We start from the raw sequence: 20467 nt of genomic DNA, 5'->3' as shown, positions 1-20467 counted from the left end.
AGATTGCGTACTCGTTCTATCGGGAGGGGAACGTCACCACGTCTTTTTGCTCAGCGCGATAGATTTTCACTTTGTGTCCACCGGATCCTACGGATAGTGCTCCGTAGATATCGGTCGCTAGCGGAACCGTGGTCACATGTGGTCGCCCTGTGGCCGGATCGACCGAGTCATCCAGATCGGCACTGCGCAGCGCCAAATGCAGAATGCCCAGCTCTTTGGCAACCGCCAGCGCTTCAGCCTGCTGAGGCGTCACTTCCAGCGTAACGGTTTGATAGGTTGCAGGACGAGAACGCACGGCAGACTCACGGCTTTTGGCGGTAGCATCAAGCACCGTACCGTCTTCCGTGGTATCAAAGCGTGGGTATACCGGCGTACCGGTTTTATCGTTCAGCGCCAATACGCGTAAATCGCGCACGATCGTTTGTGATGCCAGCAGCGGCATCACAACAGGCTGATTACGGCTTGCAGGTAGCTCTGACTGATCGTCTCGTCTCATACTGAGGATCACATCAACACGATCGCCAGCGGACACTAGCCCGGCATTGCTCGCAATAGCGCTAGTGGGAACGGAGATAGCACGCATCCCTTTACGCAGCACAGCAGCGACAAAACCCGGCTCATTGGGGTTCACCACAACATTACTGCTGAGCCACGCGCCTTCCTTCACCGTTTCACGCAGGGTCGCACCCAATAGCAGGGACTGCTTGTCCTGACCGCGAACGAAGTTAAACGCACGGGAAACCGATTCATCCGTGGTCTGCCAACGTAACGAGGTAGAATCAATGAAATCACCGGGATGCAGATCTTTCGCGGCCACCAAAACAGCCGTTTTTTCCGGCGCTTTAACCACGACCGGAGGCGGCGCAGGGGGTTCAGAAGAGAGATGGCTACGCACCATCAGCGCAACAATACCTGCCAGAACGAGTGCGCCTGACAGTACGTATGTAGAGTTCACTTTCATTTCAACTTGCCTACCCTAGCGTGTGTGTCTTAAAGCTGCGACAGAATTAAAACAAGGGAAAAATCAGGACATACATCGCGCCGAACGCAATGGCGACTCCGTAAGGTATGCCTTGAGAAAGATCGGTGGGCAACGCGGGTGGCATAGGCAACCGACTCTTGAATATCCGGTTGGTGGTTTGAATGCCCATCGCCACCGCTGTGGGTACGGTATTCAGCAGCGGCAGGCTGAGCGCCAAAACACCGCCAGCCAGCGCCGTCACCATGACGAAAACGATCTGGTGTCCTTGCCCAACCCACAGGCACAGTACACTCATCAGCTTGACATCCCCGGCGCCTAATCTGCCGGTGAGGAAAAGCATAAATCCCACAACCAGTACTGCCGCCGCACCTGGCAGCGCCCAGAGCGTTTTCCGTAGTGCCAACATATCTAACGCACCGGATTGCAGGACATGTGAAGCGCTGAAAAACAGCCAGCCCAGCAATAAAATCAGTACCGCCTGATTGGTAATTTTGCGTACTAACAGGTCGGTACTGATACACCACACCAGGCACCCCATCAGCAGTACCGTCTGTGGCCAGTGCGTGTAATCCGCCATCTCGCGCTTATTTCGCGGCGCCGGATGTACCGCCGCTGGTGCCCGTACCGGTAATTTGATCGGCGATTTGGCTGAATTTCTCATTCAGCGCTTTCACGAAGATACCGTCGCCGCCAAAAATAGCGCCGATAGCTGCCGCCATTGCCGCCGCAAGAATGCCGTATTCGATTGCCGTTACACCGCTCTCGTCACGCAGGAAAGAACGCAATTTTGCTTTCATGTTTTTCATGGGAAGACTCTCTAATCCGCAGGCAAAGAAATCATGGCCTACTCGGAAATTCGGGGGGAGCCATGATGATAATAAGATTAATAATGAGACTTATTATCAAGAGCCGCAAGCAGTAGAACATTAATATTCGTTAATCTTTCCATACAAAAAATTATCAATACAAATCAATAATTAACACAGTTTTCATTGCGGGGAAAATTAATAAATATTCATGTTTTTTGCAGGGATATTCATAAACGATCAAGAGAAAATCGTCATGGTAAGCAGAGAAAACCCACTCACCGCGCGCCATATTTCATCGAGAAAAAGAGGATTAGCAGCGATTAAGGCACAGGTAAACGTTCAAACCCGGCTCTGAAGAGTCCAGATAGAGTTTGCCACCGTGCAGGTCGGTAATTGCCTGAACCAGAGATAATCCCAGCCCATAGCCAGACTGAAACCAGGTATCCAGCCGCTGAAAGCGTTGTAGCGCTTTGGCATGCAGCGCCGGCGGAATGCCCGGACCGCGGTCAGCAACGCTCAGAGCGATCCAGCCACGATACAGCGTCACGCTCAGCGTGATGTATTTTCCCTGCGCCGCGTATTTCAGCGCGTTCTCTACCAGATTGGCCAGCGCCTGAAACAACAGCGCCCGGTCGCCAAAGAGCTGAATTCCGGCTTTGATTTCAATCTTCAGGCGACAGCCGCGCTCTTCCGCCAGCGGCTGATAATATTCGGCAATTTCTTCCAGCAGTTGGCGCGCTTCAATGTTCTCAAACTGGTGCACACAGCGCCCACTTTCGATTTCACCGATGCGCATCACGGTACGGAATAGCCCGAGGATTTTATGCACCTCGTCCACCGCCAGATTCAACTCATCACGAATGTCGTTATCCAGCCCTGCCCGCTCTGTCAGATTGAACAGGCGATTTTGCAGATGCGTCAGCGGCGTACGCAGTTCATGCGCAACATGGCTGGAGGTGCTACGCACCTGCTCCATCAGGCGCTCAATGCGTTCCAGATTCTGGTTAATATCGGCACTCAGGCTGTCAAAATCATCGTCGTAAGGCGACAGCGGCATACGCACCTGTTGCTCACCGCTGCTGTAGCGATGTAGCGCCGCACGGATTTTCTCCACGCTGCGCAAACTGCGTAAGCTGAAATGGCGGCTGACAAACAGGCAAAAGAGCAGCACGACAAACAGTCCCGCCCCCGCCACGAGCGGGATGGTTCTCACCCGTTCTAACATGGGCCGAATGTTGTAAGCGGTAAACAGCACGCCCCCGTCATCCAACATCACGGATAAACCGATCAGATTCGGGTCGTCAGGGCTGGAAATTTCGGCTTTAAGACAGCTGACATCCATCTGGCAATCAGTATGCTGCCGCATTTCCAGAGGGTGTGAGTTTGCAGAATGGGGAGGGAGTAGATGCGTTCTTAATGGATGATTGTGATACAGAATATCACCATCTTTATCCATCACCAGAAACAGCGGTAATTCATCCCCTTTCGCGCGATTATCCTGCCGTAATTGCGTAATCAGGCTATCGGCATTCGTTAAACGCGACTGCATCGAATAGTCGTAAATATTACCCAGAATAACTTCGCGGACATGCGTTCTAATCAGCGTTTCACTTAATGAACTGAAGCCGACAATACACATCAGCATCATCAATAAGAACAGAAAAACAATGGTTATTGCCTGGCGAAAATTAGAGGTGCATAAAAAGCCGGGATATTGGCTTGCCCCCAGTAATTGCCAGTGTTTTATTTTTACCTGCCAGCGCTGCCCGAGCTTCTTTATTTTTATTTTATTCAGCGTGGCTGCCAACATCGGTTTTGTCCTTATCTACCGCGCCTAATGCGTAGCCCATCGCTCTTAGCGTTTTAATTAATGGACGCGGGAAGCCTTTATCAATTTTCGCCCGCAGTTTTGACATATGAACGTCGATCAGATTGGTCTGCGGATCAAAATTATAGCCCCATACGCGCTCTAACAGCATCGTACGCGTAATCGCCTGACCCGGATTTTCCATCAATATAATCAGTAACTTGATCTCTTTATCGGTCAAATCGATGCGCTTGCCGCCGCGCCATGCAACGCGCTGCATACGGTCAAGCTGCAGGTCTTCAAAAGTCAGCATGGAAGGATTATCGACATGGCGTTTACCGCGCCGCGCCATAATATCCAGACGTAATCTAAGCTCATTAAAATTAAAAGGCTTGCCGAGATAATCCTCCGCACCAAGCTCTAAACCCATCACCCGATCGACATCACGATCCAGCGCCGAGAGCAGCATAATAGGCGGATGGCGTGATCCTTGTAATTCACGTAATACCGTAAATCCATCCATGATGGGTAACATTCTGTCTAACAGAACGACATCATAAACTTCATCCTTGATCGCTTTTAATGCGTGTGCGCCATCGTGCACCATTCGGCAAGAATGGCCGTGGGAATGTAATTTAGACCCCAGCCAATGGCACAGCACAGAATCATCATCAACCACTAATACACGCATAATGTTCCCCTATAAACGTGGCTTATTACCTAATTAATTTAGGGTTAATGTCCGTTTATTTTATCTGGTCCTTCAAACAGCCATTCACCCCACACGATGTTGATACCGTGCGGGCCGTTTTGTGCTTCTGGTTTTTTAGTTTTCTGTTTTTTACTGCTCTACTTTTCACTTATGAGAAAAGTCCTACGGATAATAACAATCATTATCATTTAGTGACAAGCAGTTTACAATCGCCTGACGTCGTTCTTAGACTGGGCGCATAAAAAACATCCCCATCGCTTACGCCATGGGGATGCAGAGGAAGAAAAGAGAAGAGAAAGAAATCAACGCGGTAACGAGGATCGTCTCACCGCGTCTTACTCATTTTCGATCAGAAGCGCTTCCATCAGATCGAGGTCGCGCAGCATTTTTTGCAACGTCTCATTGCTGATTTGCTGCGTGGCACGCAGGTGATACAGCTCCGCACGTTCGGAATTCAGCGCGGTCAGACGAAAACGCCGCTCCAGATTCTCAATCAGCAGGCCATTTTCAGGATCGTCTTTATCAATGAGCCGTCGGCGCAGATTACCAATGACGCGCGCGCTGACTTCTTTCAGCACCTGCTCATCAATGTTTTCCTCTCGATCGGCGGCCAGACGCTCCTCCATTTTGTGCATACTTTTGATCGCCACTTCTGCCACAGCCATGCGCGCCATGCGGATTTCTTTGGCATGCGCGGCCTTGTCCGCCACTACCACACCACGCAGCAGAAACGGCAACGCCAGCACGCCACACAGCAGAGAAAACAAAATAACGCCCGTAGCGATAAACACCAGTTGATAACGTGATGGGAACGCGGTGCCGTCCGTCAACAGCAACGGAATGGATAGCACACCCGCCAGCGTAATCGCCCCGCGCACGCCAGCAAAGGACGCGATCCACAGCTCGCGCGTGGAAAACTCGGCAAAGATCATCGGGCGCTTTTTCTGGATGTGCATGCTGTATCTTTTCATCACCCACAGCCAGCAGAAACGCAGCAGCAGCAAAGCACCATAGATAATCACGATATCGGTAAACAGCATCCAGGTTTCAACCGTTGGATCCAGCTCTGCCTGCGTCACCGAGGTTTCCAGAATGTCCGGCAATTGCAGGCCCAACATGATGAACACCATGCCGTTAAACACGAACTCCAACATCGACCACACGCCGTTCGCACGCAGCCGCATCGTCAGCGGCGCACTACGAATCACGCCCGACTGCCCGATGGTCATCCCCGCCGCCACCGCAGCCAAAATGCCCGACACGCCGATGTGTTCAGCAATCAGATACGACGCGAAAGGTAACAGCAGCAGCAGTACGATCTGCGTTGCGGCATCATCACCGCTCCAGCGGCTGATAGCGCGCAGCGATTTACCGAATAGCCAGGTCACGCCGACGCCCGCCAGCAACCCTCCCAGCGCAACCTGCATGAATTCCAGAGTCGCACCGGAAACCGTAAACACCATCGTGCCCATCGCAATCGCGACAGCAAATTTCAGCGACACTAGGCCGGACGCATCATTCATCAACGCTTCGCCCTGCAAAATGCCCATCAGCTTTTTCGGAATACGATCTTCACCGACGATGCCAGACAGCGCGACGGCATCCGTCGGCGATAGCACGGCGGCCAGCGCGAAGGCCGCAATCAGCGGCATGCCCGGCACCATCCAGTAGATGAAATAGCCGATGCCCACCACAGTAATCAGCACCAGAACCAGCGCCAGACCAATAATTTCCCGGCCGTGTTTCAGGAACTCACGCGTCGGCGTTTTCCAGCCGTCGGCAAACAGCAGCGGCGGAATGAAGAGCACCATAAACAGCTCGGGATTGAAATCAACGTGCAAACCGAACTGGGGCCAGGCAAGAATGGCACCAAGCGCGATTTGCATTAAAGGCAGAGGGATTTGAAAAGGTAAAATGCGGGTAACGACCCCAGACAGGGATACAACCAGGGTCAAAATAAGAATCGTAAAAAATATTTCCATGCTTTCCTTAGACGTACTCCTAAATCAAAAAATTCTGCCTGTTAGCGAGCAAACTGCCCTTCCATATTTAACGCATTTAGCTCGGTATGAAAATGGATTTCTGGTTGGAGGAGAGAAGTAATTACTTTACTGATTATCACACAAGTTACATCAACCCAAAGCCAATAAAAGGGCACATAAAATCGCGTTTGGCGTGAGAAATGCTAAGGAAGGGAAAGAAGAAGGAAAGACGAGGAATAACAGACCTTCTGGACGGCGCCAGAAGGTCTGTTGGAAGGGATTACAGCGCCCAGCCGCCAGCGTAGAACACCACCAGTGCCACCGCGATAACCACGGTACCGATGTTCAATTTACGCCATTCACCAGAGAAGATGCGGCCTAATACCAGCGCGCCAAAGCCCAGCATGATACCGGTCACGATATTACAGGTCAGCACGATGAATACGGCACATACCAAACCGGACATGGCATCGACGAAGTCATCAAAGTTCAGTTTGGAGACGTTGCCCAACATCAGCAAGCCAACGTACATCAGTGCAGGTGCGGTGGCATAGCCAGGCACCAGATACGCTAACGGAGACACAAACAGCAGCAGCAGGAACAGTACACCAACAACGGTTGCCGTTAAGCCCGTTTTACCACCGGCTGCCGTACCCGCTGCGGATTCGATGTAAACCGCTGCCGGAGACGTCCCGACCAGACTGGAGAAAATGCTGCTCACGGAGTCTGCGGTCAAGGCTTTACCACCGTTGATGATTTGCCCGTCTTTATCCAGCAGGTTCGCCTGTCCGGCTACCGCGCGGATCGTCCCCGTGGCATCGAACACGGCAGTCATCACCAGCGCCAGCACGCTCGGCAGAACCATCGGCTGCAATGCGCCCATGATATCCAGACTGAAGATCAGCGACGAACCGTCAGCCGCCGTCAGGCTCGGCAACGCAAAGAAGCCCGCGTATTTTACATTCGGGTCAAAGATCAGCCCAAGAATAGAGATCGCGATGATAACCAGCAGAATACCGCCCGGTACACGACGTTTCTCTAAACCGATAGTCGCCGCCAGCCCCAGCAGGGACATAATGACGGGGAAAGAAGTGAAATCACCGAGCGCGACCGGCAGGCCGTCAATCGGGTTTTTTACCACCAGACCGACACCGTTGGCGGCAATAATCAGCAGGAACAAACCGATACCAATCCCCGTGCCATGCGCCACGCCCATCGGCAGGTTACGCAAGATCCAGGAACGGATGCCCGTGACGGAAATGATGGTGAACAGCACACCCATCAGGAAGATCGCACCCAGCGCTACAGGAATGCTGATTTGTTGCCCCAGCACCAGACTAAACGCGGTGAACGCCGTCAGCGAAATCGCACAGCCAATCGCCATTGGCAGATTAGCCCACAATCCCATCAGCAGCGACCCCAGCCCGGCAACCAGACAGGTTGCAACGAACACGGCCGCCGGTGGGAAGCCGGCCTTGCCCAGCATACTTGGCACCACAATCACGGAGTAAACCATCGCCAGGAACGTCGTCAGGCCAGCTAACACTTCCTGACGCACGTTACTGCCGCGCTGTGTAATTTTGAAAAAAGCATCAAGCGAGCCCTGAGAGCCTGCCTGACGGGTGGTGTTTGACATGGTGGTATCCCCTGAAATGCCATTATTATTTAAGATCGATTCTGACGGTTCCCGCGGCCTTGCTCCGCGAACGCACCAGCATCGCTGGCGCATCATGAACCGTATATATCCGTCATTCTTCAAGCTGCACGTGCGTTGGCTGCGTTCAGTCACCCGAATCACTTACTCAAGTAAGCTCATCGGGATTCCCTCTCTTGCCGCGTTACGAGGCCCATCAATGGGTCTCGCCCTAGCGGGCCAACGCTTTGCGTTGTTCAAAACGCTAACGTTTTGTCCTGCAACTCGAATTATTTAGGGTATAGCCCCGCACGCAAACGATTAACTCACTGGATGCAAAGCTGGAAAACGTTGCTATATCAAGACACTGCTGTATCAAAAACAGGCTGAACTAAGACAAGCTGGATAAGACGGTGTCAGGCAATGTGAAGCGCGTGATTATCCCGCTTCACCCGCGCTTATTTCAACTGCTAATCGAGACAATTTACCTATCTCACTTCATCTGTCCGATAAGGAAGCGCACGGCCAGTACAGGTAATACTCAATCAGACCACTCGCTGAAAGTGGGTCAGTATGAAGAAAAAGCAGAAAGGGTTCTTAGACAAAAATCAAAACAGCGGTTTACTCCTCACAAACTGATCGTTCATTTTTTTGTGATTCGCATCACAAAAAAGTTGACCACCCGTATCAGTGCGAGTATTCTTAAAAACGTGAACAGCATCACAGAAAACAAATCAACTAACAACGAGGAAATGACCATGAAACTGCTGAACAAAATCATCGCTATGTTTGAAAACATCAACATCAACTTTGGTACTTTCAACCAATAATTATTTAAGAATCGTGGGGATAAAAAGATGCGCGTTGTCCGCAAAATCAATCAAATATTAAAAGCGTTGGGCAAAACCTATCGCGGTGTTAACCCCCACGCTATCTTCCGTTAATCGTACTCAAGTACGTTAACCACCATAAAATGGCTGCCATCCGGTAGCCATTTTTGTTTTACACGATGCGTAACAGATTCTGCTCACCATACCGTGATGGCGCAGAAGCGCCATCCGATATCACACGTGCTTTATGCCATCAGGCATAGAGAGACACTTCCCCTGCAGGACGGGTTTTAAAGCGACGGTGCAGCCAGAGGTATTGTTCAGGCGCACGCATGATTTCTTTCTCGATCACCTGATTCATGTAACACGCCGCAGCCTGTTCATCGTGATAAGGATAATCCTGTAATTCAGGCTGAATCACCAGTTGATAACCCAAGGCATTGGGTTTGCGGATCAGCACGGTCGTCATCATCGCCGGTTTTGCGAGACGGCTGATAGTGTACGTACCGTTAGTGGTTGCCGCATTTTTCACCGCAAAGAACGGGGCAAAAACGCTGCCTTTAGGGCCGTAGTCCTGATCGGGCGCGAACCATACCGCTTCGCCCCGTTTTAGCGCTTGCACCATGCCACGCAGATCTTTACGGTCGATCATCGCTTTGTTGGAACGAGAACGCCCCCAGGTTTGTACCATTTCCATCGCTTTATTATTGTGCGGACGGTACATCGCCATCATCGGTCGACATAATCCCATCGCCCTACCGCCCAGCTCCAGCGACATAAAGTGAATACCAATCACCATTACGCCCTGACCTTTTGCGGTCGCGTGCTGTAAATGCTCCAGCCCTGAAACATCAAACCACTGGCGCACGCGGCGATCGGACCAGAACCAGGCCATACCGGTTTCGACTAATGCCATCCCGAGCGAAGCGAAGTTACCGTCGATCATTGCTTCTCTTTCATCGTTGGAGATCGTAGGGAAGCACAATTCAAGATTGCGTCTGGCAATCGACACACGGCGTTTCAGGAAGATGCGGGATAGACGGCCCGCACTGCTCCCGAGTTTCATCAGCAGCGGGTAAGGGAGTTGAACTAATAAAAACAGCACGCCAAGGCCGAACCAAGTCGTCCAATAGCGCGGGTGGAGTAATGCCCTGGTAAATGTTTGCTTAATCTTCATGATACTCGTCTTTAAGTGATTAACAGCGTACCGCATAAAGAGTCGTTCTCATCGCGCTACATCTATCATGACACTTTTTTATAGGGATCGTTTCAACTGTGTGGAAAACTGTTTCTGGCCGTTATCGCGCGTGAGGTTAAAAAGCAGAATAAACATGCTGATAACACTGAGGGGATTTTGAGCAGCCGATGAACGGTTAACGGCAGCGGCATCATACCCGATTCACGTTTAATAAAGGAGTGGTCGGACAAGAAATATTCGCAATATCACGCCGTCTAACGCTAACATCTTGGTATATTTCAAAAAAGCGGCTGCTTTGTTGCAGCTAAAATAGGCCGGCAGCAAGCCACAATATAATCAAGGACTTGATGGAAAATGACTTTTTCTCTCCCTTCCCGTATCTCTATACTAACCGCACTTATCACGGGGATTCCTGTTCTGGCGTTCGCCACAACCTTCGCCGATAGCACTTTCTTTCATAAAGACTGGGAAGTGGTCTGCGATAACACGCTAACGTGTCGGGCTGCCGGCTACTCGCCAGAAGAGAAGTACACGGGAGAAGAGGAGGAGATTCCCGGTGTCTCACTGCTTCTCACACGTCATGCCGGGCAAAATACGCCAATAACGGCCGACGTCATACTCGCAGAGGTATACCAGGCAATTCCTAAAAGCACCACACTCACGCTAACCGTTGACGGCGTAGATAAAGGACGACTCATCTCAACCGGAGACAACCTCTGGCAGCTAAATGAGAAGCAAATTCCCCTCATCCTACAGGCCCTAAAAGGAAGCGGGAAAGTGGCGTTTCATCACAATGGCGTCGTTTCCGAACTGTCTGGGGCCGGTGCCTACGCGGTACTGCTAAAGATGGATGAGAAACAAGGTCGCATCGGTACAACGGATGCCATCACCAAAAAAGGAAATAAAAGCAGTGTGTTACCTGCTGTAGACGCCCCCGTTATCTACGCAGCAGTCACTAAGAAGGAGGCATCGCGGACTCTGACGGACGCAGAACAGTCTGCTATCCAGAAAAAACTGCTTAAAACGCTCAATGCCGACTGTGATAGCTTGCAACCGCAAGATGACCAAAAGGCCGAACCCATTGAGCTCACACCACTTAATGACAGCATGTCCCTGCTCAGCACCCTTTGCTGGCGCGCGGCTTATAACGAAGGCTACGCCTACTGGGTCATTGATAACGCCATGCAGACTCAGCCGCAGCTTGTGACGACAGATGGCACAGATTACGAAAACGGTGAAATTACCTCAGTGCAGAAAGGGCGCGGACTCGCGGACTGCATGAGCTATGAAGCCTGGACATGGGATGGTAAAACATTCCAGCGGAGCAGTGCATCGCTTACAGGCTCATGCCGCATGATTCAACTCGGCGGCACCTGGGATTTACCCTACTGGACGACGACGGTGGTGAAACCGGGTAAATGAAAGGAATTGAGGTTACTCGCTGGCCTCAAATTCAATCATAGTAGCGGACGTGTTAGAGCCGCCACGTTAATTCAATCAGAGTAAAGCGCGTCAGGGTAACTTCTCTGAACGCGCCTGCATTGCTCAACAGAATCAGTCAAGCAGTGTCGTTCCATAGGAGTTATCAATCGTGCAACGCCAGTTCCCATCAGTTTCTTTCCTGAACACGTAGGTCGCTCGTCGCGTGGTGGTGACAATACTCCCCTGCTCATCTGGGTAATGAAGAACGGTTTCCATGATAACTAAAGCGTCTCCACCGCCCTCAATGACCTGCATATTTCCTTGTTCAACAATGAGTTGGTTTTTAAAATAATCGGCAATAGCGACAAATGCTTTTCTTATATCATCTTTGCCTCTCGCAACCATGCCTGGCTTGATGACCAGCGCCGCATCCTCAGCGTAATAACTCATCAGAGCATCAAAATTTCGCTCAGAAATTGCTTTATCACAGGCGTCAATAATTTCGCGTATCGGATGTGGTTTCATAAGCATTGACCTCAGTAACGTGGCGTAAAAAACCAATAGAAATAACGCACAACCCTATGATAATAGAGATATTATTTATAATAATCTCTTGTATTCAGATTGCGAGAAAATTCTGCTTATGAATACTCTCCTTTCTTCGGGGATTACCCTATACACATTAGACTGTAGATTTAGATAGACGCGGTTTTTCCCTAAACGACTGAGAAGTAGCGCGAAGCATTGTGATTGTTGGATTTAATGGACTTGGGTCGACATTGAGAGAAGAGAGCTTGGAGCGAGTGAAGGGAATCGAACCCTCGTATGCAGCTTGGGAAGCTGCCGTTCTACCATTGAACTACACTCGCACGCAGAAGCGACTGGCATTATAGCGCTATGCCGTTGCCGAGCAAGTAAAAAACCCGGCAAAGTGCTGATGTTTTAGCCGGTTATGCGGCTGTCGAGAGCGGTAGAAACAGCGTCTCATAGCCATTGGAAATGACGTGCCAGGCAAAGTAGGCAAATAACAGCGCGGAAATCAGGCTGCAATAGAATGAGATCCGTTCTTTCAACAGGCGCTGACCGTACTTCACCAGTGCGGCAAGGAAGAACGTCCACAGCACGCCGCCAACGAAAAAGCCTAGAAGAAACAGGCTAATCATGAAGGCTGAACCATCCGTAGACTGCGCGATAATCGTGCCGCCAATCGCAGCGAACCACAGCAGCGCCGTCGGTGACGCAAGCGCCATGCCGACGCCGCTGAAAAACTCGGTATATCGGGCAGGTGATGCAGTAAAATCCGCCGCATTCGCTGTCGCAGACAGGTCGGCGAAGCGTTTAACCTGATAGTCACGCCATGCCGCGCGCGCCATGCTGAACGTCATCCAGATCAGAATCAGCCCGCCGCCAATCCATAACACCCAGCGAACGGGCGTCAGGTTAAACACCACCGCCAAACCCAGCACTGACAGCGTGGCATAAAATAGATCGCCGAAACAGGAACCCAGCCCGATATAAAACGCCGAACGCGCGCCGTGCCGCAGCCCACGGTTAATAATCGCAGTATTGACCATTCCCAGATCGAGACAAAGTGACAGGGATAGCAGCATCCCCGTGAAGACAACTAACAGCATGGTATTCCCTTCGAGCGTTAAGCAATAAGGCGAGTGTAGAGCCGAAGGGAAACGCTGTATTGTCAAAAATTGATACGGCGGAACTGCCCTGGAGTCATAGCGTTATAACGGTTGAAAGCCTTGGTGAAATGCGCCTGATCGGCAAACCCGACATCGCCCGCAACCTGACTAATCGCAGCGCCCTGCCGCAGCAACTCCCGTGCTTTACACATGCGTCGCTGCATCAACCACGCCAGCGGCGGCAGCCCAACCGCCTGATTAAACGAGCGCACCAGATGTGCGACCGACAGATTTTCCTGCTGCGCGAGCTGGTCGAGCGTGGGGACATCGCTGAGATCGTTCAGCAACCCGTCTTTGATCCGCGTGATCCGCTCTGCTTCTTTGACCTGACCCTGAGACGGCACATGATGCTGGTTTTCCATCAACCCCGCGAGCAGCAGGATAATGCGCTCCTGACGCGTGCTGTCGTCCAAATCAGAGATGACCAGCTGTTTTAGCTCGGACGCCAACTGTGCTGACGGATTCCAGCCCCGTGAGAACCGAAAGGTTTGGTGGAAATAATGCTCGAATGCCTGTGGGTGAACATACAAGGATGCGCACTGCCAGCGGTCAAATTCGTTATCGCTGCCCTGTAGCTGATCGGGATTGTAGGTCGTCACCATATCGTTGGTGGCAACAAAAGTCTCTCCATCCAGCCAGACCGTTTCCAATCCGCTGAGATTGGCGCTAATGACGAACTCGTCGTGCGTATGCCGTGGAAAACTGCGGCCATTGGTTAACAGCGCCAGTTCGAACCAGGCATCGCGGTACGTCATCATGAGGGTGTTCCGGCAGTGAATGAATGCCTGAAAATAGCATCTTCGCCCGTTGGGCGACAATCACAGAATGACGGCAAGAATACGGAGGGAAAACGAGATGATAATACTATCGAGGTGAGATCGAGATACACGGGGCTACCACGGTGCGAGGTATCCCTACGGGAACCTCATCCCCGTGTTTCCCCTAAAATTTTACATTGTCGATAATAAAAAAACCGGTGCAGTTGCACCGGCTTAATGAAGTTTGACGACAACGTCAGTCTGACTTTCTCTATCTTATTTTTGCGGACGCATCGCCGGGAACAGGATCACGTCGCGGATGGTGTGGCTGTTCGTGAACAACATCACCATACGGTCGATACCGATACCCAGACCCGCGGTTGGCGGCAGGCCGTGCTCCAGCGCAGTCACGTAGTCTTCGTCGTAGAACATCGCTTCGTCATCGCCCGCGTCTTTAGCATTCACCTGCTGTGCAAAACGCTCTGCCTGATCTTCGGCATCGTTCAGCTCGGAGAAGCCGTTACCGATTTCACGGCCGCCGATGAAGAATTCAAAGCGATCGGTAATTTCTGGGTTCTGATCGTTACGACGCGCCAGCGGCGACACTTCAGCAGGATATTCGGTGATGAAGGTCGGCTGGATCAGGCTGCTTTCTGCCGTCTCTTCGAAGATCTCGGTCACGATGCGGCCCAGACCCCAGCTTTTCTCGATCTTGATCCCCAGAGACTGAGCAATCGCGGTCGCTTTCTCCAGATCGTCCAGATCGGCAACGTTGGTTTCAGGACGGTATTTGCAGATCGCTTCGCGCATCGTCAGCTTCTCGAACGGCTTACCGAAGTCGAATGTCTGGTCGCCGTATTGCACCGTCGTCGAGCCCAGCACGTCCTGCGTCAGCGTACGGAACAGGTTCTCCGTCAACACAATCAGATCTTTATAATCGGCATACGCCATATAAAGTTCCATCATGGTGAATTCAGGGTTGTGACGCGGGGAAACGCCTTCGTTACGGAAGTTACGGTTGATCTCGAACACACGCTCAAAACCACCCACAACCAAACGCTTCAGGTACAGTTCCGGCGCGATACGCAGGTACATGTCGATGTCCAGCGCGTTGTGGTGCGTGATGAACGGACGGGCAGATGCGCCGCCTGGGATCACCTGCATCATTGGCGTTTCGACTTCCATAAAGCCATTATCCACCATGAAGCGGCGAATCGCAGCCATCACGTTAGAACGGATACGGAAGGTATTGCGTGATTCGTCGTTGGCAATCAGATCCAGATAACGTTGACGATAGCGAGTTTCCTGATCGGCCAGACCGTGGAATTTATCCGGCAGCGGACGCAGCGCTTTGGTCAGCAGACGCAGTTCGGTACAGTGGATGGACAGCTCGCCCGTCTTGGTTTTGAACAGCTTGCCGCGCGCGCCCAGAATATCGCCCAGATCCCACTTCTTGAACTGCTCGTTATAGATGCCTTCCGCCAGATCGTCGCGGGACACATACAGCTGAATACGGCCACCGACGTCCTGCAAGGTCACGAAAGAGGCTTTACCCATGATGCGACGGGTCATCATACGGCCCGCGACAGTCACTTCAACGCCCAGTTCTTCCAGCTCTTCGTTCTCTTTGGCATCGAACTCAGCGTGCAGACGATCGGACGTGCTGTCACGGCGGAAATCATTCGGGAATGCGATCCCGGTTTCACGCAGCGCCACCAGCTTCTCACGACGCGTTTTTAATTCGTTATTCAGATCTTGCGCCTGATCGGCACCCTGTGATTGTGATTCAGCCATGTGAATTCTTATAACCCCGCTTTTAAACTTGCTTCAATAAATTTGTCCAGATCGCCATCCAGTACCGCCTGAGTGTTACGTGTTTCCACTCCGGTACGTAAATCTTTGATGCGCGAATCATCCAGAACATAGGAACGAATCTGGCTGCCCCAGCCGATATCAGACTTGTTGTCTTCCATCATCTGTTTCTCAGCATTTTTCTTTTGCATCTCAAACTCGTACAGCTTCGCTTTCAGCTGTTTCATCGCCTGATCTTTGTTTTTATGCTGGGAACGGTCATTCTGACACTGCGTAACAATATTGGTCGGAATGTGGGTAATACGCACCGCGGACTCTGTCCGGTTAACGTGCTGACCACCCGCACCGGATGCGCGGTACACGTCAATACGCAGGTCGGCTGGATTGATTTCGATATCAATATCGTCATCCACTTCCGGATAGACAAACGCGGAGCTGAATGAGGTGTGACGGCGGCCGCCGGAATCGAACGGGCTCTTACGCACCAGACGGTGTACGCCCGTTTCAGTACGCAGCCAGCCAAACGCATAGTCACCGATGATCTTGATGGTGGCGGATTTCGTACCGGCCACGTCACCGTCTGACTCTTCAATAATTTCGGTTTTAAACCCTTTGGCTTCCGCCCAACGCAGGTACATACGCACCAGCATGCTAGCCCAATCCTGCGCTTCCGTACCGCCAGAACCCGCCTGAATATCCAGGTAGCAATCCGCACTGTCGTACTGGCCAGAGAACATGCGACGGAACTCGAGCTGGCCTAATTTATTTTCCAGCGCGTCCAGTTCTACCGACGTTTCATTAAACGTATCTTCGTCGTCTTCTTCCACCGCGAGCTCAAGCAGACCATTCACATCTTCCAGACCTTGAGTCAGTTGATCGATGGTGTCGACGATAGCTTCCAGCGAGGAACGTTCTTTTCCCAATGCCTGAGCGCGTTCAGGCTCATTCCAGACATCAGGCTGTTCCAGTTCGGCGTTTACTTCTTCGAGGCGTTCTTTCTTGGCATCATAGTCAAAGATACCCCCTAAGAACGGCACTACGTTCAGACAGATCCTGAATGCGGTTTTTTACCGGATTAATTTCAAACATGATTTTTTATATTCTTACGTTAAGTCGTTGACAACGGAATGGTGTAACCCGCCATTCTAGCGGATAAAAGGCCCATTTTATAGACTTTCTGCCCGCCGTATTCGGTTCACGCTATCAGCGCGGCCACAGATGTTGAATCATCAATTGCACCGAGCGTTTACCGCGAAACTCGTTAATATCCAGCCGATACACCATTTCCACTTCTTTAATGCTCGGATCCGGCCAGATGGTGGTATCGATATTGAACGCGATGCCATCTAACAACGGCACTTGCCCGGTTGCGCCGATCGGTTCAAACATCGCTTTCAAATGGCGTTCTTTGAGTAGGCGGGGTTGCAGAATGCGGAAGCAGCCATCGAACGTCGGTTCGGGGAACGCTTGTCCCCACGGCCCTGCGTAACGCAGCATTTCTGCCGTTGAGAGCAGATCCAGTTCTGGCAACATCAGCTCACCGTCAGACCAGACGACGCCTTCAAGCTGAGACGGATCGAGCCATTCGCCAACCAGATCGCCGAAGCGCTGACGAAAATCCTCGAACCGATCTTCATGCAACGATAACCCTGCCGCCATCGCGTGTCCGCCGAATTTCTGCATCATGCCGGGATACAGCGTATCCAGCCGCTCCAGTGCATCGCGCAGATGCAAACCGGAAATGGAACGTCCTGACCCTTTCAGCATGCCGTCGCCCGCGGGTGCAAAGGCAATCACCGGACGATGAAAACGCTCTTTAATACGCGACGCCAAAATGCCGACAACGCCCTGATGCCACTCTGGGTGATACATTGCCAACCCGTAAGGCAACTCAGTACGAGTGCGCTCCAGCGATTCGCACAGGCGCAGCGCTTCGACCTGCATCCCTTGTTCGATCTCCCGACGATCCTGATTCATTTCATTCAGTTCGTTGGCAAGGATGCGTGCTTGTACAATGTCATCGCTGAGCAACAAGTCGACACCGATTTTCATGTCGTGTAATCGCCCAGCAGCATTCAGCCGTGGGCCTAACGCAAAGCCTAAATCGCTGGCGACCAGCTGGCTGGCATCGCGGTTTGCCACTTCCAGCAGCGCCCGAATGCCCGGACGACACTCGCCCGCACGAATGCGATTCAACCCCTGAGCAACCAGAATGCGGTTATTCGCATCCAGCGGCACCACGTCAGCGACCGTGCCCAGCGCCACCAGATCCAGTAATTCGGTGAGGTTCGGCTTCGCCAGCCCCTGTTGCGTAAATAAGGGCTGCGTAAACCAGCCGCTATCACGCAGGCGTACGAACAGTGCCATCATCAGGTAAAACGCGACGCCCACGCCCGCTAGCGCCTTCGAGGGAAACTGGCAGTCAGGCAGATTGGGATTAATCATCGCATCGGCGTCAGGCAAGATTTCGCCCGGTAGGTGGTGATCGGTCACCAGCACTGCGATACCGCGCCGATGCGCATCTTCGACACCCGCGTGAGAAGAGATCCCGTTATCCACGGTCACAATCACTTCAGCGCCCAGCGCGGCAGCCTGCGCCACCACTTCCGGGCTTAGCCCGTAGCCGTTTTCAAAACGGTTCGGCACCAGATATTTCACGTTCACGCCGCCCATACTGCGCAGCGCTAATACGGTGAGCGCCGTGCTGGTGGCACCATCGGCATCAAAGTCACCAACGATGACGATACAGCGCTTTTCGGCCAGCGTGTGTTGCAGCAGATCAATCGCTTTATCAATGCCGCTAAGCAAACGGTAATTGAGTAAACCACTCAGGCTACGTTCCAGCTCCTGCGCCCCTTTCACGCCGCGCTGCGCATAAAGGCGACGCAGCAAGGGCGGAACGGTATCAGGTAAATCAATGTCCTCCGCCAGCGGACGCCGACGGAGTTGGGTAATCATATCCACGTAGCATTAACCGCCGGTTTTCTTCGAAGCTTTGTGTGCTTCCAGCATCGCCAGCATTTCTTTCGGCCCTTGATATCCCGGTACGACCATACCGTCTTGCAGCACGATGGCAGGGGTGCCCTGCACGCCAAACTGTATGCCCAGTTGGTAATGCGCGGCGATATCAGTTTTACACGTTGCTGCCGAGATCGCGTCACCCTTCATCGCGCTATCAAACGCTTTATTGCGATCGGCCACGCACCAGATGGATTGCATATCTTTCGCTGCCGGCGATTTCATACCCTGACGCGGGAAGGCCAGATAGCGCACGGTAATGCCCAGCGCGTTGTAGTCTTTCATCTGTTCATGCAGTTTGTGGCAATAGCCGCAGGTGATGTCGGTGAACACGGTGATCACGTGTTTTTCCTGCACGGCTTTATACACAATCATCTGTTCCTGTAGCGCATCCAGCTTGCCGATCAGGATCTTATTGGTGGTGTTAACTGGCATGGTGCCGCTCACGTCATAAAGCGGGCCTTGCAGCAAATGCTTACCGTCTTCGCTGATGTACAGCACGCCGCTGTCGGTAATGACGGTTTTCATGCCCGCCATCGGCGAAGGCAGGATTTCCGCCCCCTGCATGTCCAGACGCGTTAACGTCTGCTTGATCGCGGCATCATCGGCGTGCGCAAAATTGGTCGCCGTCGCCACCAGCAAAGAAAGCAGTAATAACCCTTTTTTCATTTCATCAATCCTGTTTGTCGCAACATGGTTCGTAGCAAAATAGCCTTGTACCAATGCGCTGTGATAGTGAACGGGGGTGTCCCGTCAGCCAGATAACGTCCTGTTACTCTGATAGTGACTCGATTGGTTATGTTATCCCTAGGCGCGCGGATGGTGCTGCTGATGCAGCTGTTTCAGCCGCTCCGTCGCGACATGGGTGTAAATCTGCGTCGTGGAAAGATCGCTGTGCCCCAAGAGCATCTGTACGACCCGTAAATCCGCGCCGTGGTTCAATAAATGGGTCGCAAACGCGTGACGCAAGACGTGCGGCGAGAGCTTTTCGCTGTCGATGGACGCCAGTACCGCATAATGCTTGATACGATGCCAGAACGTCTGGCGCGTCATTTGCCGTGCGCGATTGCTGGGAAACAGCACATCCAGCGTCTGCCCGTTCAGCAGCCACGGACGACCATGTTCCAGATAATACTCGATCCAGTACACCGCTTCTTCACCCAGCGGCACCAGCCGTTCTTTATTGCCTTTCCCCAGCACGCGTACCACGCCCTGCCGCAGGCTGACATCGCTCATCGTCAAACTGACCAGCTCGGAAACACGCAGTCCTGTCGCATACAATACCTCAAGCATGGCCTTATCGCGTAATTCCAGCGGTTGTTCAATGCTTGGGGCGTTGAGCAACGTATCCACCTGCGCCTCACTCAAATCTTTGGGTAGGCGCTGCGGCAGTTTTGGCGATGACAGCACGGCACTCGGATCGTCACTGCGCAGCTTTTCCCGATAAAGGTACTGAAAGAAGCGACGCATCGCGCTCAGCAAGCGAGCCGAGCTGGTTGCCTTGTAGCCCCCCTCAACTCTGTCAGCGAGAAACGCCTGAAGATCGAGCGACTGTGCCTGCAATAAATCGTTGTCATGGTGCGCAAGCCACTCTGCCAGCGTTCGCAGATCCAGCCGATAAGAGGCCAGCGTATTCTCTGCCAGATTTCTTTCCAGCCACAGCGCATCGAGAAACTGTTCGATAAGCGCCTGATCGTGTTCTTGCATCGCTGTGTCCTTCTTCACTGATTGGCAATATTATGCCGATGAAGCGGCGACTTTACACCCTCATCAAGTCCGCATTCTCTCGCAAACAGAATTGTGTGCGATC

The 20467-nt window shown here is 52.2% G+C and carries 18 protein-coding genes and 1 tRNA gene; 2 read left to right on the top strand and 17 right to left on the bottom strand.

Annotated elements, in window-relative coordinates; genetic code table 11:
- Positions 1-16 precede the first annotated feature (16 nt).
- From cpaB to HP572_RS01110, 7 genes are all read right to left on the bottom strand, one after another.
- Positions 17-961 carry a Flp pilus assembly protein CpaB gene (cpaB, locus tag HP572_RS01140; RefSeq protein ID WP_240584543.1) on the bottom strand — a complete coding sequence of 315 codons (945 nt, stop codon included), beginning with the start codon at positions 959-961 and terminating at the stop codon, positions 17-19.
- A gap of 46 nt (positions 962-1007) precedes the next feature.
- Complete coding sequence (locus HP572_RS01135; protein ID WP_240584542.1) at positions 1008-1559, bottom strand: prepilin peptidase; 552 nt, start codon at positions 1557-1559, stop codon at positions 1008-1010.
- 7 nt (positions 1560-1566) lie between these two features.
- Entirely contained in the window at positions 1567-1788 is a 222-nt protein-coding gene (locus tag HP572_RS01130; protein ID WP_010285252.1) for a Flp family type IVb pilin, read from the bottom strand.
- A 313-nt stretch (positions 1789-2101) separates the two neighbouring features.
- Entirely contained in the window at positions 2102-3601 is a 1500-nt protein-coding gene (locus HP572_RS01125) for a HAMP domain-containing sensor histidine kinase (RefSeq protein ID WP_039282097.1), read from the bottom strand.
- Entirely contained in the window at positions 3579-4289 is a 711-nt protein-coding gene (locus tag HP572_RS01120) for a response regulator transcription factor (RefSeq protein ID WP_010285248.1), read from the bottom strand. The genes HP572_RS01125 and HP572_RS01120 overlap by 23 nt, the downstream gene beginning before the upstream one ends.
- A 356-nt stretch (positions 4290-4645) precedes the next feature.
- Positions 4646-6292, bottom strand: coding sequence for a Na+/H+ antiporter (locus HP572_RS01115; RefSeq protein ID WP_039485846.1), 1647 nt, complete (start codon positions 6290-6292; stop codon positions 4646-4648).
- A gap of 280 nt (positions 6293-6572) precedes the next feature.
- Positions 6573-7928, bottom strand: coding sequence for an NCS2 family permease (locus tag HP572_RS01110; RefSeq protein WP_014914197.1), 1356 nt, complete (start codon positions 7926-7928; stop codon positions 6573-6575).
- A 410-nt stretch (positions 7929-8338) separates the two neighbouring features.
- Between HP572_RS01110 and HP572_RS01105 the strand changes: the two genes are divergently transcribed.
- Positions 8339-8755 carry a hypothetical protein gene (locus HP572_RS01105; RefSeq protein WP_240584541.1) on the top strand — a complete coding sequence of 139 codons (417 nt, stop codon included), beginning with the start codon at positions 8339-8341 and terminating at the stop codon, positions 8753-8755.
- A gap of 253 nt (positions 8756-9008) precedes the next feature.
- On the opposite strand, the gene lpxP is transcribed toward HP572_RS01105, so the two are convergent.
- A complete protein-coding gene (gene lpxP / locus HP572_RS01100) occupies positions 9009-9932 on the bottom strand; it encodes a kdo(2)-lipid IV(A) palmitoleoyltransferase (protein ID WP_205553472.1) in 924 nt (307 codons plus the stop codon).
- A 375-nt stretch (positions 9933-10307) separates the two neighbouring features.
- Between lpxP and HP572_RS01095 the strand changes: the two genes are divergently transcribed.
- On the top strand, positions 10308-11375 hold the full coding sequence (locus tag HP572_RS01095; RefSeq protein WP_240584540.1) for a DUF1176 domain-containing protein: 1068 nt from the start codon (positions 10308-10310) through the stop codon (positions 11373-11375).
- A 132-nt stretch (positions 11376-11507) separates the two neighbouring features.
- Here HP572_RS01095 and HP572_RS01090 read toward each other — a convergent pair whose 3' ends face one another.
- The 9 genes from HP572_RS01090 to xerD form a co-directional block, all read right to left on the bottom strand.
- Positions 11508-11900 carry an SgcJ/EcaC family oxidoreductase gene (locus tag HP572_RS01090; protein WP_240584539.1) on the bottom strand — a complete coding sequence of 131 codons (393 nt, stop codon included), beginning with the start codon at positions 11898-11900 and terminating at the stop codon, positions 11508-11510.
- A 270-nt stretch (positions 11901-12170) separates the two neighbouring features.
- Positions 12171-12244: transfer RNA gene (locus tag HP572_RS01085), tRNA-Gly, on the bottom strand.
- 81 nt (positions 12245-12325) lie between these two features.
- On the bottom strand, positions 12326-13009 hold the full coding sequence (locus HP572_RS01080) for a LysE family translocator (RefSeq protein ID WP_240584538.1): 684 nt from the start codon (positions 13007-13009) through the stop codon (positions 12326-12328).
- 62 nt (positions 13010-13071) lie between these two features.
- Positions 13072-13827 (bottom strand): AraC family transcriptional regulator, encoded by a 756-nt coding sequence (locus HP572_RS01075; RefSeq protein WP_240584537.1) that lies wholly within the window; start codon positions 13825-13827, stop codon positions 13072-13074.
- 276 nt (positions 13828-14103) lie between these two features.
- Positions 14104-15621 carry a lysine--tRNA ligase gene (gene lysS / locus HP572_RS01070; protein ID WP_240584536.1) on the bottom strand — a complete coding sequence of 506 codons (1518 nt, stop codon included), beginning with the start codon at positions 15619-15621 and terminating at the stop codon, positions 14104-14106.
- 8 nt (positions 15622-15629) lie between these two features.
- A protein-coding gene (prfB, locus tag HP572_RS01065) for a peptide chain release factor 2 (RefSeq protein WP_117625043.1) occupies positions 15630-16728 on the bottom strand; the annotation gives its coding sequence in 2 pieces (ribosomal slippage) (positions 15630-16652 and positions 16654-16728; 1098 coding nt in all).
- Positions 16729-16842: 114 nt separating this feature from the next.
- Entirely contained in the window at positions 16843-18603 is a 1761-nt protein-coding gene (recJ, locus tag HP572_RS01060; protein WP_240584535.1) for a single-stranded-DNA-specific exonuclease RecJ, read from the bottom strand.
- A 6-nt stretch (positions 18604-18609) separates the two neighbouring features.
- Entirely contained in the window at positions 18610-19326 is a 717-nt protein-coding gene (gene dsbC / locus HP572_RS01055) for a bifunctional protein-disulfide isomerase/oxidoreductase DsbC (protein ID WP_205604963.1), read from the bottom strand.
- A 138-nt stretch (positions 19327-19464) separates the two neighbouring features.
- Entirely contained in the window at positions 19465-20364 is a 900-nt protein-coding gene (gene xerD, locus HP572_RS01050; protein WP_095993685.1) for a site-specific tyrosine recombinase XerD, read from the bottom strand.
- Positions 20365-20467 lie beyond the last annotated feature (103 nt).

It is taken from the genome of Pectobacterium sp. PL64, from assembly GCF_022477975.1.
Taxonomy (GTDB): Bacteria; Pseudomonadota; Gammaproteobacteria; order Enterobacterales; family Enterobacteriaceae; genus Pectobacterium; species Pectobacterium jejuense.
Note: the sequence above shows the minus strand (reverse complement) of the source record. Positions and strands in the feature narration are given on the sequence as shown.

Excerpts from the sequence above, each read along its gene's own strand:
- cpaB (WP_240584543.1), bottom strand. The coding sequence starts at position 961 with ATGAAAGTGAACTCTACATACGTACTGTCAGGCGCACTCGTTCTGGCA.
- HP572_RS01135 (WP_240584542.1), bottom strand. The coding sequence starts at position 1,559 with ATGGCGGATTACACGCACTGGCCACAGACGGTACTGCTGATGGGGTGC.
- HP572_RS01130 (WP_010285252.1), bottom strand. The coding sequence starts at position 1,788 with ATGAAAAACATGAAAGCAAAATTGCGTTCTTTCCTGCGTGACGAGAGC.
- HP572_RS01125 (WP_039282097.1), bottom strand. The coding sequence starts at position 3,601 with ATGTTGGCAGCCACGCTGAATAAAATAAAAATAAAGAAGCTCGGGCAG.
- HP572_RS01120 (WP_010285248.1), bottom strand. The coding sequence starts at position 4,289 with ATGCGTGTATTAGTGGTTGATGATGATTCTGTGCTGTGCCATTGGCTG.
- HP572_RS01115 (WP_039485846.1), bottom strand. The coding sequence starts at position 6,292 with ATGGAAATATTTTTTACGATTCTTATTTTGACCCTGGTTGTATCCCTG.
- HP572_RS01110 (WP_014914197.1), bottom strand. The coding sequence starts at position 7,928 with ATGTCAAACACCACCCGTCAGGCAGGCTCTCAGGGCTCGCTTGATGCT.
- lpxP (WP_205553472.1), bottom strand. The coding sequence starts at position 9,932 with ATGAAGATTAAGCAAACATTTACCAGGGCATTACTCCACCCGCGCTAT.
- HP572_RS01095 (WP_240584540.1), top strand. The coding sequence starts at position 10,308 with ATGACTTTTTCTCTCCCTTCCCGTATCTCTATACTAACCGCACTTATC.
- HP572_RS01090 (WP_240584539.1), bottom strand. The coding sequence starts at position 11,900 with ATGAAACCACATCCGATACGCGAAATTATTGACGCCTGTGATAAAGCA.
- HP572_RS01080 (WP_240584538.1), bottom strand. The coding sequence starts at position 13,009 with ATGCTGTTAGTTGTCTTCACGGGGATGCTGCTATCCCTGTCACTTTGT.
- HP572_RS01075 (WP_240584537.1), bottom strand. The coding sequence starts at position 13,827 with ATGATGACGTACCGCGATGCCTGGTTCGAACTGGCGCTGTTAACCAAT.
- lysS (WP_240584536.1), bottom strand. The coding sequence starts at position 15,621 with ATGGCTGAATCACAATCACAGGGTGCCGATCAGGCGCAAGATCTGAAT.
- dsbC (WP_205604963.1), bottom strand. The coding sequence starts at position 19,326 with ATGAAAAAAGGGTTATTACTGCTTTCTTTGCTGGTGGCGACGGCGACC.
- xerD (WP_095993685.1), bottom strand. The coding sequence starts at position 20,364 with ATGCAAGAACACGATCAGGCGCTTATCGAACAGTTTCTCGATGCGCTG.